We start from the raw sequence: 15,269 nt of genomic DNA, 5'->3' as shown, positions 1-15,269 counted from the left end.
ATAGTTGCGAGCCGTTTTCTCCAGTAGAGTAAGGAAGGATTAAATTTTATACAAGGAGTTGCTTTATGGGGAACAATATTACAAACAAACGAATTGATGAGTTAGATTACATTCGTGGCTTTGCACTACTGGGGATTATTTTAGTAAATATTCTCGCACTACTTAACATTAAAATTCCAGATCCTAATACAGTGGATGCTAGCTATCAAAGATTTTTATACTTATTTGTAGAAGGTCGTTTCTTCTCAATCTTCTCATTCTTATTTGGAGTGGGATTCTATATCTTTATCTCTAGAGCAATTGCGAAAGGGAAAAATGGGTATGTTTTATTTTTCCGCCGCTTAGTTGCACTATTTATTTTCGGTTTGATTCATCAAATGTTTCAGCCTGGAGAAGCACTAGCGTTATACGCAATTTGCGGGTTACTTGTTTTACCGTTTTATAAAGCGAAAAAAGAAGTGAACCTAGTTATAGGCCTTATTTTAACAATTGCCTTTAGCATAATGGGTGTTAAAGAACTATTACCACTCGGCTTAATTTTATTAGGGCTGGCTGCAGGACAATATCGTGTATTTGAAAATCTTGCGCAAAATATAAAGAAAGTCGCTATTTTTACAGGTATTATGTTTGTTTTAAGTGTCGTAGCTGTATGGTATCAATACGGACACGTGCCTGCTGATCCATTTGTAAATATGATACTAATGAATGAAGACGGAACAATGGATGCTGCAGGCCAATTTTTAAAAATTGGTGTTACAGTGGGACCGATTATTTCAGCTTTCTACGTGGGAGCATTAATTTTATTACTTCAATTAAAACCAGTTCAAACAGTATTAGCGCCACTGAAATATTACGGTCGTATGGCTTTAACAAATTATATCGGACAAACTGCAATGATTTTAATCGCAGGAAGTGTCTTTAACTTTCCAGAAAACTTAACGTACATGCAGACGTTATATGTATGTATCGCAATTTACGCAATTCAAATTGTGTTTAGTGTGATTTGGATGAAAATCTTTAAAATGGGTCCACTAGAATGGATTTGGCGTGTTATTACGTATTGGACGGTAACACCTTTAAAGAAATAAAGAGAGAAGTGGGCTGTTTCTTTTGTGGAACAGCCTATTTTTTATTGTCATCTTTTTCGGTAAGTCGATATTACTTGTCGAATCGCTAATACAATTTCATTTACCAACGAACCTTACACACGCATCTTTTTTATATTACAAAAGTGTAAGGTAAATGTAATGTTAACAAATAGCAGTTCAGCTCTAAAAAGCGCAAAATAGGGAATGGAAAAACAAGCGTAGGAGGATATATATGACGAAACCAGTTGTAGACGTGAAAAACGTTCAAAAAGTGTACGGTAAAAAAGGTGAGAACCAATCACATGCGTTAAAAGGTGTATCATTCTCAATTCAAGAGGGTGAGTTTGTTGGGATTATGGGGCCATCTGGTTCTGGTAAAACGACATTATTAAATGTAATTTCAACGCTTGATAAAGCAACAGGCGGCGTTGTTGAAATTGCGGGTACGGATATTACGAAAATGAAGCAAGGTGAGCTTTCTGATTTCCGTTCGCAAAAATTAGGATTCATCTTCCAAGACTTTAACTTATTAGAGAACTTATCTATTTACGAAAACATTGCACTTCCACTTTCTCTTCAAGGTGTCTCGTCACGAAATATTGGACCGAAAGTAGAAAAGGTAGCAGATATGTTAGGCATTTCAGCTATTCTTCAAAAGTACCCATCTGAAGTATCCGGTGGACAAAAGCAACGTTCAGCAGCAGCGCGTGCATTAGTGCATGAACCTGCAATTATTTTAGGGGACGAGCCAACAGGAGCGCTTGATTCTAAAAATGCGGCAAGTTTACTTGATGCGATGACAAATTTAAATAAAGAGCAAGGCGTATCTATTATGATGGTTACACATGATCCTTACAGTGCGAGTTACTGTCAGCGTATTTTATTCATTCAAGATGGTGAGCTATATAAAGAAATTCACCGCGGTGGTACGCGTGAAGAGTTTTATAAAGAAATTTTAGATGTGCTTGCAGATTTAGGTACACAAAAAGCGTAAGAAAGGAGGTATAGAGCATGTTATTCAAACTTTCCATGTCAGGGCTAAAGAGTAAGCTAAAAGATTACATCGTCTTACTTGTTGGTCTTGTCATGTCGATTTCAATTTTTTATATGTTTCAAACGTTAGCACTAAATGAATCATTTCTTGAATCTAATTCAGTGATTAAATCAATTGGATTCGTATTCCAAGCAGGTTCATTTTTACTAGCCATTATAACGTTCTTCTATATTTTATATGCGAACTCTTTCTTATTATCTCTTCGTCAAAAAGAGTTTGGTATGTATATGATGTTAGGAGCAAAAAAGCATAAAGTTACATTACTTATGTTTATCGAAACAATTGTATTAGGTGCTGCATCTCTTGCGATTGGTATTACAGTTGGTGTAGGACTTGCAGAAGGTATCGGTCAGTTATTAATGAAACAATTAGAATTTGCAGGTGAAGGTTATAAAGCATTTTATCTGCCATCTATGACTGTTACTTGTATCTTCTTCTTTGCACTATTTGTATTGTCAGCAATTATGAATAGTATTAAGTTATCACGTATTTCTGTACTGCAACTTGTACATGCAGATGCACAAACAGAACGTGTTGCGGTAAAAGGAAAAATGACAGGTTTAGTCGCATTCCTTGCGGTAATTTTATTAGGAATGGGCTATGCATCAATGATTTACATGGAAAAACTAAGAGAAATGGGAATCCTTATTGCATTAATTACAACAACAGCTGGTACTTACATGCTATTTGGATCACTTCTTCCGGTTATTATTAAAAAGCTAAAAAGTAATAAAAAGCGTAGTGAAAAAGGACTTAACGCTTTTACATTTGCACAATTAAACTTCCGTATTAATAGCTTAACAAAGGTGCTTGCGACAGTAGCGATGTTAGTTGCTCTTGGAGCTGGTGCAATTTCAGGTGGTATGGCGTTTAAAAATAACGTTATAAAAATGATTGATGGTTTAATCATCTATGATTCAGTAGTTCATAATCCAACAGCTGAAGAAAAGAAAATTTTAGACGGTATTACATTTAAAGAGAAAAGCGAATATCGTTACAAAGTTGATGATAAATACGTTTATTATGTAAAAGAGGATTTAGAGAAAAATCGTCCTTTAGTAAAAGATATGACAAATATGAAGTCGATGAAGGATTTAGTGAATACGAAGAAGGCTTCACAGGAACTACCAGTAGGCGCAGTTTCTAGAGACATGAATGAAAAAGATGCGAACGCAAAAGAACTACCAGAAGAATGGGTAGATGCTTTTGGCACAATTCATCCGTATTATGTATACGAAGATCATGCAATTAAAATTGTAGATCAAAAAATGTACGATGGGATAAATGGTAAAGAAGGTATAGCATTTATCGGAAAAACAGATGATTTCTTAACATATACAAAAGAATGGAAAAAACTTGACGAGTTGCAGCTAGATAAATATAAAAATGTAACAGCTGAAAGAATGAACAGTAAATATCAATCTTACGACATGTTCTACGGCGTTGCGAGTGGAACAGTGTTTATGGGATTCTTCCTTGGAATTGCTTTCTTAGCAATGATGGCAAGTTGTTTAATGTTCAAAATCCTTTCTGGGGCATCAAAAGATATTACGCGTTATCAAATGCTTCGTAAAATCGGGGTGCGCCGTGAATTATTAACAAAATCGATTTATAAAGAGTTATTCTTAGTATTCCTATTCCCGGCAATTGTAGGTATTGCTCACGTATTAGTTGGTATGAATATTTTCGGATTTATTTTACTTGATCCGTACTTCCGTATTTGGGTACCGATTGTTATCTTCGTAATGATTTATGCAATTTATTACTTCATTACCGTTCAATTGTATAAAGGAATTGTTCTTCCGAAAGAAGATTAATAAAAACCGAGCGAAACTGCTCGGTTTTTATTATTTTCAGAAAAACACTTTAATGTTACTGAAATATATAATATAATACAAATAAGTAACATAATATAAAGTAGAAGCAGCTGGATAAGGAAAGGAGGAATCTGATCTGTAGAAAGAGGCTGAACTTGTATCCCCCTATTATTCCTACCCCTAATGTATTTGCACAATTATAAATTTCCAAATGAAAAATTTTCGGCCCTAAAAGTATATTGTGAAAATAATGGATAATACATGGAAATCTCATAGCATGATAAGGTAAAATGGACAACATGATGAGAAAATTACCGTTCATAAGATGAGGAGAATACATGTATGGAAGTTGTAGAGGCATTAAAAGATATAAGCCAAATTGAGGCTATGAAAAAGTATTTAAAAGAGCACTCGCAGCGAGATTATCTTTTATTTGTTATTGGAATTAACACAGGATTAAAAATTACTGAGCTACTTAGTATGAAATTTGAAGAGGTATTAAATGAAGATGGAACTGTTAAAGAGTTTTATTCTCTTCCTGTGAAAGATGAAAAGTTTAAACAAGATATTTATTTAAATACAAAAGTAAAAGAAGCACTTTTAGAGTACGTACAATCTATTAATGCTCAAAGAGAAAACTACGTATTTCAATCTAATAAAACGACAAATTCAATTACGCGTCAACAAGCGTATCGTGTAATTCATAATGCTGCTGAAGCAGTTGGGATTGTTGATAAAATCGGAACGAACTCAATGAGAAAAACATTTGGATTTCATGCATACAAAAGAGGGATAGCGATTGCGCTATTGCAAAAACATTTTCATCACGCGACACCTTCAGAGACATTAAAGTATTTGGGAATCTCAAAAGATGAAGAATTTAAAACAGAGATTGATGTCGATTTGTAAAAGCCGTAACTAAAAACTTTAGGAGGCGGGAATATGAATATTAGAGAGAGTGAATTACCGGGCATTGGATGTAAATTTGAAGTGATAACAAAAGGTAATGAAAAAATGGTTATCGTTATTCATGATGATGGACGAAGAGAAATGTATCATTTTGATGCGGATCATGATGAAAGTATTTCAAGCATTTCTCTTCGTGATTCTGAGGCGAGACAAATTGCAGCTATATTAGGCGGAATGGTATACAGACCACAAGCGTTAGACACAATTGAGATGGCTTTTGAAGGATTATCAATTGAATGGTTTAAGGTGGAAAATAACGCACCAGTCGTACAAAAAACAATTGGTAGCTTACATGTCAGAAAAACGTATAACGTAACGATTATTGCTATTTTAAAAAAGAATATGAAGAAATTCTTTAATCCAGGTCCAGACTCTATTATTGAAGCTGGCGATATGCTCGTATTATCGGGTGAAAGACATGAAGTGAAAAGAATTATTAATGAATTGCTTTCAGCAGGAGGTGATTCATAATCGATGGATACTTTAATCTTTGAAGTTGGAACTGCGTTAGTATTAGTAGCTTGTGCAGCTATCCTCGCTGCGAAGTTAAAGTTCTCGATTATTCCGTTTCTCATTATACTCGGTATGTTAGTGGGGCCTCATGCCCCAGATTTAGGACTTATCGATTTAAGGTTTATTGAAAGCGGAGAAGTTATTTCCTTCCTCGGCCGTGTTGGCGTCATATTCCTCCTATTCTACTTAGGCTTAGAATTCTCAATAAAAAAATTAATTAAATCAGGAAAGTCGATTGCTGTTGGGGGGACTGTCCACATATCGCTTAATTTCATATTAGGTTTACTTTATGGATATGTGATGGGCTTCCCTTTATTAGAAACGTTAATTATCGCTGGAATCATTACAATTTCATCAAGTGCAATTGTTGCAAAAGTAATTGTTGATTTAAGAAGATCTGGTAATAAAGAGACTGAATTAATATTAGGAATCATTATGTTTGATGATATTTTTTTAGCTGTATATTTATCAGTCGTTTCAGGGTTAGTACTCGGTGGTGCAACATCATTTGTAGGTGCTCTTACATCGGTGTTAATCGCGGTAGGGTATATGCTACTATTCTTTGTAATCGCTAGAAAAGCTACGCCGTTTCTAAATAAAGTATTAGATATTTCGTCAAACGAAATTTTTATTATCGTAATATTCGCCATTTTATTCTTTGTAGCAGGATTTTCAGAGACGATTCATGTTGCTGAGGCAATTGGAGCATTATTGTTAGGACTCGTCTTTTCTGAAACAGAGCATAGTGATCGGATTGAGCATCTCGTCGTTCCGTTTCGTGACTTCTTTGGAGCCATATTCTTTTTCAGTTTCGGTTTAAGTATAGATCCGTTTTCACTTGGAGGAGCAGTGTGGTTGGCATTAGGAGCAGTTTTCATTACGCTCATCGGTAATTTTACAGCTGGAATGATGGCGGGACGTAAAGCCGGGTTATCGCATAAGGCTTCTACGAATATCGGTTTAACCCTCGTATCACGCGGAGAGTTCTCCATTATTGTAGCCAATGTCGGCATTGCGGGTGGTTTAATGGCAACGATTAAACCGTTCTCTGCACTGTACGTTTTAATATTGGCATCGTTAGGACCGTTATTAACGAAGGAGTCTGGGAGAATATACTCTCTACTAGATAAAATATTTAAATGGAGTGCGAAAGAACGTGCGAAGCGAGAAAAAGAAGTTGGATAGTATAAAAAAAAGGGAGACTGCATGAACTTCATGCAGTCTCCCTTTTTTTATATATTGTTGTTGATGTCGTTTTTTTTTCGGTAAGTCGATAGATTCCCAAAATCACTGATATATTTTTAAGTGACGATTCATATAATTTCATTTACCGAAAAATCATTATCTGAATTTCATCAACTATTAATCAGTTGCCTTCCTATTTAAAAACGACTACAATTTTACTGTTATAGATGAACGAAAAAAATAGAATAGGAGGGGAGACTATGCCAAGGAAAGTATGGCTATTAGTAGCTGGGATGATTATTAATGTCACGGGTGCTTCTTTTTTATGGCCTTTTAATACAATTTATTTGCATGATCACCTAGGAAAATCTTTATCTGTGGCCGGAATGGTATTAATGATTAACTCGCTTACTGGTGTAATCGGAAACTTGCTCGGCGGTGTTTTATTTGATAAATGGGGCGGTTATAAATCAACTTTAGTAGGGATTGTTATTACACTCGTATCGATTTTAGGTCTTGTGTTCTTCCATGGTTGGCCGTTATATGTTGTGTGGCTAGCATTAATCGGCTTTGGTTCTGGAATGGTCTTTCCATCGATGTATGCGATGGTCGGTACGGTTTGGCCAGAGGGCGGAAGACGGGCATTTAATGCGATGTATGTTGGGCAAAACGTTGGTATTGCGATCGGAACAGCGTGCGGTGGTTTAGTTGCATCTTACCGTTTTGATTATATTTTCTTAGCCAATTTTGTTTTGTACTTTGTTTTCTTCTTAATTGCTTTTATTGGATTCCGTGGTATGGAAGACAAGAAAGAGCCAGGAGTGCAAAAAGAAGTCGAAACGAAAAAAGGCTGGACACTTACACCTGGATTCAAAGCACTTCTTATCGTATGTGTAGCATATGCTTTATGCTGGGTTACATATGTACAGTGGCAAGGGGCGATTGCGACTCATATGCGGGAATTAGATATTAGCCTCCGCCATTATAGTTTATTATGGACGATAAACGGAGCGATGATTGTTTGTGCGCAGCCACTTGTTAGTATGTTAATTCGCTGGATGAAGCGTTCTTTAAAACAACAAATTATGATTGGGATCGTCATTTTTGCGGCGTCATTCATCGTGTTAAGTCAAGCGCAGCAATTTACGATGTTTCTCGTTGCGATGGTAACATTAACAATTGGTGAGTTATTCGTATGGCCAGCAGTTCCGACCATTGCAAATATACTTGCGCCAAAAGATAAGTTAGGGTTTTATCAAGGGGTTGTAAATAGCGCAGCGACTGTAGGGAAAATGTTCGGACCGGTCGTTGGCGGAGCAATTGTTGATTTATACAATATAGAAGTATTGTTTATAGCAATCATGGTAATGCTTGTAGTAGCGATTATTGCAACGAGCATGTATGATAAACGAGTAAAAGTAGAAGAAACAGTTGAAGAAAAAATTGCAGTTTAGTTTGACGGAACATGTAACATGTTTTAGAATATATTTAAATAAAACAACCTTTGGAACAAGGGAGATAGCTCGGCTGTCCTAAGACGAATTCGTTAGTTATGAAGAGTAACGATTAACCGAGAAGCCTTAGCTTCAAGTAAGCTCTTTAGAGATACGAAGTGGTGGGTAGTTCACATTAACTTATATTTGTAATAACAGTGAGAAGGAGTAGTAGTAATAGAAGCTGGTTTAGAGAGTTGACGGTCGGTGCAAGTCAATCCACGTTTCGTTATGAACTCGCCTTTGAGTTGCAGTTGTGAAACTAGTAGTAGCAATTGCCGTTAATCCACGTTACGGATCTAAGCGAATGTATATTTGTACATTAATTTAGGGTGGTACCGCGGGAATCTATAACCTCTCGTCCCTTTCTAGGGATGAGAGGTTTTTTGTATTTTGGGCGGTGAAAATAAATAGAATTTCAAGGAGGGTATCTCATGAGCTTTAATCATCAAAATATTGAGAAGAAGTGGCAAGGGTACTGGGAAGAGAATAAAACATTCCGTACGCCAGATGAGACAGAAAAACCAAAATTTTATGCACTAGATATGTTCCCATATCCATCAGGTGCAGGTCTACACGTAGGACATCCAGAAGGTTATACAGCGACAGATATTTTATCTCGTATGAAGCGTATGCAAGGATATAACGTTCTTCATCCAATGGGATGGGATGCGTTCGGTCTTCCAGCAGAGCAATATGCACTTGATACTGGAAACAGCCCGGCAGAATTTACAGAGCTTAATATTAATACGTTCCGTAATCAAATTAAAGCATTAGGCTTCTCTTACGATTGGGATCGTGAAGTAAATACAACAGATCCAAACTACTATAAGTGGACACAATGGATCTTCCTAAAACTATTTGAAAAAGGCTTAGCTTACGTTGATGAAGTACCTGTAAACTGGTGCCCAGCACTTGGTACAGTACTTGCAAATGAAGAAATTATTGACGGTAAGAGTGAGCGCGGTGGACATCCAGTTGAGCGTCGTCCGATGAGACAGTGGATGTTAAAAATTACAGCTTACGGAGATCGTCTATTAGAAGATCTAGATGAGCTTGATTGGCCAGAAAGCTTAAAAGATATGCAACGTAACTGGATTGGTCGTTCTGAAGGCGCAGAAGTACACTTCAACATCGATGGTACAGACGAGAAATTCACAGTTTTCACAACGCGTCCTGATACACTATTTGGTGCGAGCTACTGTGTACTTGCTCCAGAGCATGCGCTTGTTACTGACATTACAACAGCAGAGCAAAAAGAAGCTGTAGAAGCTTACATTAACTCTGTTAAAATGAAGAGTGACCTAGAGCGTACAGAACTTGCGAAAGAGAAAACTGGTGTATTCACTGGTGCTTACGCAGTTAACCCAGTAAATGGTGAGAAATTACCAATCTGGATCGCTGACTATGTTCTTGCAACTTACGGAACAGGTGCTGTAATGGCAGTTCCAGCTCATGATGAGCGTGACTATGAATTCGCATCAACGTTCAATCTTCCAATGAAGGAAGTTGTAAAAGGCGGAGACATTACGAAAGAAGCATACACAGGTGATGGTGCGCACGTAAACTCAGCATTCCTTGATGGTTTAAATAAAGAAGAAGCAATCGTAAAAATGATTGAATGGCTTGAAGTAACGAGCGCAGGAAATCAAAAAGTAACGTACCGTCTACGTGACTGGTTATTCAGCCGTCAGCGTTACTGGGGTGAGCCAATTCCAGTAATTCACTGGGAAGATGGCACAATGACAGCTGTGAAAGAAGAAGAATTACCATTAGTTCTTCCTAAAACAGAAAACATCCGTCCTTCGGGTACAGGTGAATCACCACTTGCTAACATTGACGAGTGGGTAAACGTTGTTGATCCTGAAACTGGTAAAAAAGGTCGTCGTGAAACGAATACAATGCCACAATGGGCTGGTAGCTGCTGGTATTACCTACGTTACATCGATCCAAACAATAGCGAAGCACTTGTAGATCCTGAAAAAGTAAAACAATGGCTTCCAGTTGATATTTATATCGGCGGAGCAGAGCACGCTGTACTTCACTTACTATATGCTCGTTTCTGGCATAAAGTATTATACGATATCGGTGTAGTTCCAACGAAAGAGCCGTTCCAACAATTATTCAACCAAGGTATGATTCTAGGTGAAAACAACGAGAAAATGAGTAAATCAAAAGGTAACGTTGTAAACCCTGATGATATCGTAGCAAGCCATGGTGCAGATACACTTCGTCTATACGAAATGTTCATGGGACCATTAGATGCTTCTATTGCTTGGTCTGAAAATGGTCTTGACGGAGCTCGTCGTTTCCTAGACCGCGTATGGCGTCTATTCATTCAAGATAATGGTGAATTAAGTGAGAAAATTACTGATGCACCAAACAAAAATCTTGAAAAAGCTTACCACCAAACAGTGAAGAAAGTAACAGAAGACTATGCAGAGCTTCGCTTCAACACAGCGATTTCTCAAATGATGGTATTCATCAACGATGCATATAAAGCTGAAACACTTCCAAAAGAATATGTAGAAGGTTTCGTAAAAATGATTGCACCAGTTGCACCTCACATCGGGGAAGAACTATGGAGCAAACTTGGATACAATGAAACAATCACATATGCAAGCTGGCCAACATTTGATGAGTCTAAACTCGTAGAAGATGAAGTTGAAATCGTTGTTCAAATTATGGGCAAAGTTCGCGCGAAACTAACAATGAGTAAAGACGCATCAAAAGAAGAAATGGAACAACTTGCGCTTGAAGCCATTCAAGACCAAATTGAAGGGAAAACAGTTCGTAAAGTAATTGTTGTTCCTGGAAAACTTGTTAACGTTGTTGCAAACTAATTCATTTTAAATAAAAAGCTCAGAGCATTTATGCTCTGAGCTTTTTTGTGTAGAAAATAATTTCAGGATCTCCTTAGTCTAAGTTTCAATTATTCCACTACGTACAAATAAAAGAGCGGAATTCCGATACAGACAAACACCTATTTTTCTATAGAAAATATGATAAAAAAGGTAGGCTAAATTGAGTAGAAGAGGTGAAAGGAATGAAAGGGATGGACAATAATGCACCACATGGCTTCTTCGGAGGTGGATCGGGTAGTTATGAACAAATGATGTTAATGGGAGGAGCTGACCAACAAGGGTACGGTGGAATTCCGAGCTGGATGGGTGGAGCAGCAGGAGGATTTCCAACATCGGTAGCTGGCATGCAAACTGGAATGCCTACATTAATGGGAGGGTTTTCGACATCAGGGGCTGGAATGCCTACAGTAACAGGAGGATTTCCGACATCAGTAGCTGGTGTACAGACAGGAATTCCAGTAGGAGTACCAACTACATTTCCTTCTTTCGTTGGAGGAGTGCAGACAGGATTTCCGGTACCGGGAGTAGGTGTTGTAGCTGGAGGAATAGGTGGGTATCCGCAAGTTGTTCACGGTCATCATGGACATCACCACCATCAAGGCCAACACGGTCATCATGGACATCACCACCATCAAGGCCAACACGGCCATCATGGACATCACCACCATCAAGGCCAACATGGTCATCATGGACACCATCATCATCAAGGCCAACATGGTCATCATGGACACCATCATCATCAAGGCCAACATGGTCAGCACGGTCATCATCATCAAGGCCAACACGGCCATCAACAACAAGTACATCACCACGGACACCATCATATACATCCACAGGCTGTTCTTTATCAAACGCATCAAGGGCATCACCATCATCAAGGTCAACATGGTCAGCACGGTCATCATCATCACCAAGGCCAACACGGTCATCAAGGCCAACACGGTCATCAAGGTCAACACGGTCATCAAGGCCAACACGGTCATCAAGGCCAGCATGGTCATCAAGGTCAACACGGTCATCAAGGCCAACACCATCATCAAGGCCATCAAGGTCAACAGCACCAACAATATCAGCAATATCAACAACAACAATCTTCTCCTTGGACAGGTGGAATTGGAGCAGGAGGAGCAGGAGCAGCGGCGGGAGCGGCTAGCATTGGTGGAGCAGCAGGGCACGCTGGACACGTGGGTCATTAATGAATTGCAGAAAAAAAGACATAATAAAAAACTGCTAGGAAATCCTAGCAGTTTTTTTCAGCTTCTTTGCGCTGACGTTCGATTTCAGCACGAAGTTGTGGTTCTGGTGCTTGCCAGCCTTCTGGTTTTAGAATTTTGCCGTCGCCTTCGCGGAAGCGAGGTTTTCCATCAGGGAATAGCTTTGCCATGTTTGCGGTATTTACAATTTCGAATCCTTTATCAGGACGTACTCCCATTTCGGCAAACGTGCCGAATGCAAAGTAAATAAGGTCAATTAGTGCATCGTATTGATCTTCAACAGTCGTTGCCTCTAGAAATTCTTCTAGCTCTTCTTGCATAAAACTTGCACGGATTTTTGCACGTTCTTCTGTTAATTTTGTTGGAGTATTTGTCACAGGATGTCCGAACTCTTCATGCATTTTTGCAACAAGTTCATATCCTTTATCTAAACCTTTTTCGTTTGTCATGTTGTTTCATCCTTTCTCGCTTTGTCCGAATCTCATTGTAACATAGGGTGATTATGAAATGAAAAGGGACTGTCTAAAAGTTTCATCTTTTAGTTAAGCTAGTGATAGTGAAAGCTTATATCGACTTAACGACATAACCTGTTAATAAAAGAAAGCCATCCCGGAATACTTTTGGGACGGCCCTGCTCGTTATTTTTCTTCTTTTATAAAAATGGATAAAATAAGGTCGATGCCAAACATACCAACGAGCAACATTGGTATAACGACAAGTAAATAACGTGTGAAGGAAACATTTTTTAAGTATGTATGAGCAAATAAAAAGACGCCGAGAAATAAAATACCATTTAAAATAGGCTTTACTAATTTTTTAGACATAAGCTCCCCCATAAATATCTTCTCTCTCTATCTAAAATAAAAACTCCTCTTTCCGTTGTATCATGCTGGAGAGAGGAGTTCAATCATTTCTCATTCAATTACACCAGAATTTGTAATGTCAACGGTGTACTTTACTTTAATTGGCACATCTTTGTACATTTTTCGCCACTCTTCTAATTTAAATGGGCGATAATGTTGCCTATATTTTGCTCCAAGTCCAAGGGGATCAACATTTAGAGATTTAAACTGTTTAATTAGTTTTGTAGCTTTTGCATCTAATTGTTTTTCGACCGACTTAGCTATTTTTGTTGTATTTTTTTGGTTTTCTAAATTAAATTTTCTAGAGAGCTCCTGAATACGAGCTTCCATCTTTACATGAATATAGAAAGAAGGTTTCCCATTTTTTATGTTTACCTCGTAGGTAGGAACGGAACGAATGTTATTAATCATTGCATAGCCAGGATTAGTTTTAAATTCATGTGAGTCCAAGCGGTGCTTTTCTAGAAGTCCTTTGAAGACAAACATATCGTGGTACTTAATTGTTCCGACTAACTTATCCTTTTTCAAGAGACCGATACCAGTAATCTTTATTTTATCTCCATGTTTTTTTAGGATAGGCATATAGGAATCTTGTCCTTCACGGTAGTACCTGAAGGCGCCTAAATACAAATTGTCAGTTGGCAAAGGGCCAGTGTCCATATTATGTTCTAACATTTTTTTTATATAAATCGCAACATTGTAAGATGTACTATATTTTCCTTTAAATAGTTCAGTACCATTGCCTTCTAATAGTCCAACATACAGTGAGTTACCAATATTCACATCACGAATTAATGTGTCAAAGGAGTTGGATAATCCTTTTTTAGCAATTTTTGTTGTGAATAAGGCAACACGCATTTGACCGCTTGCGAACGGTTGCGAAGATTCTAAAGATGTATCTGCCTTTACTTGTTTTACTGCGTTTCCTATGCCTTCATAAACTTGAACTTTATTTCCCTTTTTTTGTATGGGGCAAACGAATGTAACTTTTACTTTATTATCTTTTGCTGTATCGAAGACAGTTCCTTGAATGAGTTGAACATCATCAATAATATTTTTTTGTAAGCAACCAGTTAGACTGAAGATACTGATGCAAACAAGAAGTATTAATTTTCTTTTGGTTTTTTCCATTTTCTTTTCACCCACACAATAATAAATAGAATTGGGATGTATACATATATAAGCCAAAAACTAACTTTAGATATATTGCTAATAAAATCATTAATATCATGCCTGTTCGTTAAAAGTTGTGAAACAACTAAAGTGATAAGCATAAGTGCGATCAAAATACCTCGTTGTTTCACACGAAAGATTTCATGGGTTCCTCGAGTAGCGGCCCATAAAGGTAGAATAAAGCTTGTAATAATAACGAGAGCATAACCGGAAATAGCAATATACTCAAGTCGCTCGATAAAAGGAAGCTTAATAACTTGTGTCATGGACAGCTGAGACCAAATAGTTTTGAGTAATTGTTTTTCGCTAAAGAATGTAAAAGCGAGAATGGTACTAAACAAATATAGAATATTGGAAAATAATGCCCCATATTGCGCAAATTTATGGGATTTCTCTGGTTCTTTAACAAATGGATAAATCATAAGGAAAATTTCAAATCCTGTCATGCTATAAATAGATAGTTGAGCTGCTTTCAAAATATCTGTAAAAGAATGTGAAAATATTGGAAGTAAGTTATCCCAATGTGAGAATTTCAAAATGAAAAGACTTAGAAAAAGATAACCTAGTGTTCCACCAACGGAAATAACACAAATTCCTGCAATGACGCGGAATCCTGATGAAATAATGTAATAACTTATTAAACAAATAAAGAATGTGAGCATCCAGGTGGATGCACTAGGAAACATCCATACTTGAATAATTTCGACATATGTTCTAACAACAGAAATACTTACAATAAAAAAATAAGCCATAAAAATGATATTAATACCATTTCCGATCCATTTTCCAAAAAGTTGTTTGTGTAAATCAATTAAGTTTCCCTCTACATTTTTTAATGAATAATACATCATCCAGATGAGAATATGAATGATGATTCCTGTGAGGAGAACTCCTATCCAGCCGTCGTATCCAGCAGATTTTGCAATAATCCGAGCGAAACCGAGAACCCCGGCACCAAACTGTGCACTGTGAATTAAGAAGAAAACAAAGATAGGAGATATTTGATATTTCTCTTGAACTTTACTCATCAATGCAC

13 protein-coding genes and 1 other annotated feature are annotated in these 15,269 nt (G+C 37.3%); of the genes, 9 read left to right on the top strand and 4 right to left on the bottom strand.

All coding sequences use genetic code 11. From position 1 onward, the window contains the following. Nucleotides 1-65: 65 nt before the first annotated feature. From JDS82_RS08765 to JDS82_RS08725, 9 genes are all read left to right on the top strand, one after another. Complete coding sequence (locus JDS82_RS08765) at nt 66-1,088, top strand: DUF418 domain-containing protein (protein ID WP_199713089.1); 1,023 nt, start codon at nt 66-68, stop codon at nt 1,086-1,088. A gap of 232 nt (nt 1,089-1,320) precedes the next feature. Beyond that, nucleotides 1,321-2,082: an ABC transporter ATP-binding protein gene (locus tag JDS82_RS08760; RefSeq protein WP_075311174.1), complete on the top strand. Its 762-nt coding sequence runs from the start codon at nt 1,321-1,323 to the stop codon at nt 2,080-2,082. A gap of 17 nt (nt 2,083-2,099) precedes the next feature. Beyond that, nucleotides 2,100-3,959, top strand: coding sequence for an FtsX-like permease family protein (locus JDS82_RS08755; protein ID WP_199713088.1), 1,860 nt, complete (start codon nt 2,100-2,102; stop codon nt 3,957-3,959). A gap of 342 nt (nt 3,960-4,301) precedes the next feature. Then, nucleotides 4,302-4,868: a tyrosine-type recombinase/integrase gene (locus JDS82_RS08750; RefSeq protein WP_199713087.1), complete on the top strand. Its 567-nt coding sequence runs from the start codon at nt 4,302-4,304 to the stop codon at nt 4,866-4,868. Between the two features lie 33 nt (nt 4,869-4,901). Continuing rightward, complete coding sequence (locus JDS82_RS08745) at nt 4,902-5,399, top strand: cation:proton antiporter regulatory subunit (protein WP_001026047.1); 498 nt, start codon at nt 4,902-4,904, stop codon at nt 5,397-5,399. A 3-nt stretch (nt 5,400-5,402) separates the two neighbouring features. Then, entirely contained in the window at nt 5,403-6,626 is a 1,224-nt protein-coding gene (locus JDS82_RS08740) for a cation:proton antiporter (protein WP_199713086.1), read from the top strand. 260 nt (nt 6,627-6,886) lie between these two features. Continuing rightward, nucleotides 6,887-8,080 (top strand): MDR family MFS transporter, encoded by a 1,194-nt coding sequence (locus JDS82_RS08735; protein WP_001137570.1) that lies wholly within the window; start codon nt 6,887-6,889, stop codon nt 8,078-8,080. 188 nt (nt 8,081-8,268) lie between these two features. Continuing rightward, nucleotides 8,269-8,488, top strand: a binding site (T-box leader). A 65-nt stretch (nt 8,489-8,553) separates the two neighbouring features. Continuing rightward, nucleotides 8,554-10,962, top strand: a complete 2,409-nt coding sequence (gene leuS, locus JDS82_RS08730) for a leucine--tRNA ligase (protein ID WP_199713085.1) — start codon at nt 8,554-8,556, stop codon at nt 10,960-10,962. Between the two features lie 203 nt (nt 10,963-11,165). After that, nucleotides 11,166-12,179, top strand: a complete 1,014-nt coding sequence (locus JDS82_RS08725; RefSeq protein WP_199713084.1) for a hypothetical protein — start codon at nt 11,166-11,168, stop codon at nt 12,177-12,179. Between the two features lie 44 nt (nt 12,180-12,223). Here the strand turns inward: JDS82_RS08725 and JDS82_RS08720 are convergent, their stop codons facing one another. The 4 genes from JDS82_RS08720 to JDS82_RS08705 form a co-directional block, all read right to left on the bottom strand. Then, entirely contained in the window at nt 12,224-12,646 is a 423-nt protein-coding gene (locus JDS82_RS08720; RefSeq protein ID WP_199713083.1) for a pyrophosphohydrolase domain-containing protein, read from the bottom strand. Between the two features lie 189 nt (nt 12,647-12,835). Then, the gene (locus JDS82_RS08715; RefSeq protein WP_048562050.1) at nt 12,836-13,021 is read right to left on the bottom strand and encodes a hypothetical protein; all 186 of its coding nucleotides are present in this window, start codon (nt 13,019-13,021) and stop codon (nt 12,836-12,838) included. Nucleotides 13,022-13,111: 90 nt separating this feature from the next. Next, on the bottom strand, nt 13,112-14,191 hold the full coding sequence (locus JDS82_RS08710) for a Ger(x)C family spore germination protein (RefSeq protein WP_199713082.1): 1,080 nt from the start codon (nt 14,189-14,191) through the stop codon (nt 13,112-13,114). Then, entirely contained in the window at nt 14,167-15,261 is a 1,095-nt protein-coding gene (locus tag JDS82_RS08705; protein WP_199713081.1) for a spore germination protein, read from the bottom strand. The genes JDS82_RS08710 and JDS82_RS08705 overlap by 25 nt, the downstream gene beginning before the upstream one ends. Nucleotides 15,262-15,269: the final 8 nt, after the last annotated feature.

Origin of the sequence: Bacillus cereus group sp. N14, from assembly GCF_016483555.1 — a bacterium.
GTDB classification, from domain to species: domain Bacteria; phylum Bacillota; class Bacilli; order Bacillales; family Bacillaceae_G; genus Bacillus_A; species Bacillus_A wiedmannii.
This window is presented reverse-complemented; position numbering and strand designations above follow the sequence as displayed.

Bases quoted from the DNA above. Each gene is read 5' to 3' on its own strand.
- JDS82_RS08765 (WP_199713089.1), top strand. From the start codon at position 66: ATGGGGAACAATATTACAAACAAACGAATTGATGAGTTAGATTACATT.
- JDS82_RS08760 (WP_075311174.1), top strand. From the start codon at position 1,321: ATGACGAAACCAGTTGTAGACGTGAAAAACGTTCAAAAAGTGTACGGT.
- JDS82_RS08755 (WP_199713088.1), top strand. From the start codon at position 2,100: ATGTTATTCAAACTTTCCATGTCAGGGCTAAAGAGTAAGCTAAAAGAT.
- JDS82_RS08750 (WP_199713087.1), top strand. From the start codon at position 4,302: ATGGAAGTTGTAGAGGCATTAAAAGATATAAGCCAAATTGAGGCTATG.
- JDS82_RS08745 (WP_001026047.1), top strand. From the start codon at position 4,902: ATGAATATTAGAGAGAGTGAATTACCGGGCATTGGATGTAAATTTGAA.
- JDS82_RS08740 (WP_199713086.1), top strand. From the start codon at position 5,403: ATGGATACTTTAATCTTTGAAGTTGGAACTGCGTTAGTATTAGTAGCT.
- JDS82_RS08735 (WP_001137570.1), top strand. From the start codon at position 6,887: ATGCCAAGGAAAGTATGGCTATTAGTAGCTGGGATGATTATTAATGTC.
- leuS (WP_199713085.1), top strand. From the start codon at position 8,554: ATGAGCTTTAATCATCAAAATATTGAGAAGAAGTGGCAAGGGTACTGG.
- JDS82_RS08725 (WP_199713084.1), top strand. From the start codon at position 11,166: ATGAAAGGGATGGACAATAATGCACCACATGGCTTCTTCGGAGGTGGA.
- JDS82_RS08720 (WP_199713083.1), bottom strand. From the start codon at position 12,646: ATGACAAACGAAAAAGGTTTAGATAAAGGATATGAACTTGTTGCAAAA.
- JDS82_RS08715 (WP_048562050.1), bottom strand. From the start codon at position 13,021: ATGTCTAAAAAATTAGTAAAGCCTATTTTAAATGGTATTTTATTTCTC.
- JDS82_RS08710 (WP_199713082.1), bottom strand. From the start codon at position 14,191: ATGGAAAAAACCAAAAGAAAATTAATACTTCTTGTTTGCATCAGTATC.
- JDS82_RS08705 (WP_199713081.1), bottom strand. From the start codon at position 15,261: ATGAGTAAAGTTCAAGAGAAATATCAAATATCTCCTATCTTTGTTTTC.